Source organism: Aminobacter sp. P4_D5 (assembly GCF_056401815.1).
The window spans coordinates 1-585 of record NZ_JBFUIP010001089.1 but is presented as its reverse complement, the minus strand read 5'-3'; the positions used below and the strand labels follow the sequence as shown (position 1 = coordinate 585).

Sequence of the window (585 nt, the reverse complement as noted above, 5' to 3'; positions counted from 1 at the left end):
CTCCAGCAGCACGTTGCCATCAGCCAGCAGGGCCACGAGCAGGCGCTCGATCACCCGCTCCTGGCCGATGATGGCCCGGCCCATGCGGGCGCGGAGATCGGCGAAGGCGTCGCGCGGCGACGAGCTCACGGCGCCGTCGCGACGCAGTCGTTGCCGCGGCTGGTGAAGCCCTCGACGCGTCCGCCCGTGACCTCGAAGGTCACGTTGCAGTCCCACGTCGTGACGTCCACGCCGCCACCGCGCCAACCCCAGCCGCCGAGCGAGGTGGCCTGCACGCGCCGCCGCTCGTACTGCACGAAGCGGCGGCCCTCCTGCGTCTGGAAGGTGCGCGCGGGCACGCCGAGGGCGGCGACGAGGTCGCCCTCGCTGCGGCCGACGAAGGACGACATGCGCTGGTTGAAGCCCGACTGGGTGGCGCAGCCCGCGAGCAGGACCAGCGCGAGCAGCGCCGATCCGCGCTGGCTGTGACTGCGTCTCACCTTGCGCCCCTGCTGGCCGCTGCGGCCTGGCTCATCTGCCGCAGGATCAGATCCACATTGAACGAGGCCGGTTCCTGCCGCGGCGGGAACTCGCGGAAGCTGGAGA

At 72.3% G+C, this 585-nt stretch carries 1 protein-coding gene; it reads right to left on the bottom strand.

Going from position 1 to position 585, the window contains the following annotated elements; translation table 11 throughout:
* Window positions 1-125: 125 nt before the first annotated feature.
* On the bottom strand, window positions 126-479 hold the full coding sequence (locus AC1DWF_RS36820; RefSeq protein ID WP_476843369.1) for a hypothetical protein: 354 nt from the start codon (window positions 477-479) through the stop codon (window positions 126-128).
* Between the last annotated feature and the right edge of the window lie 106 nt (window positions 480-585).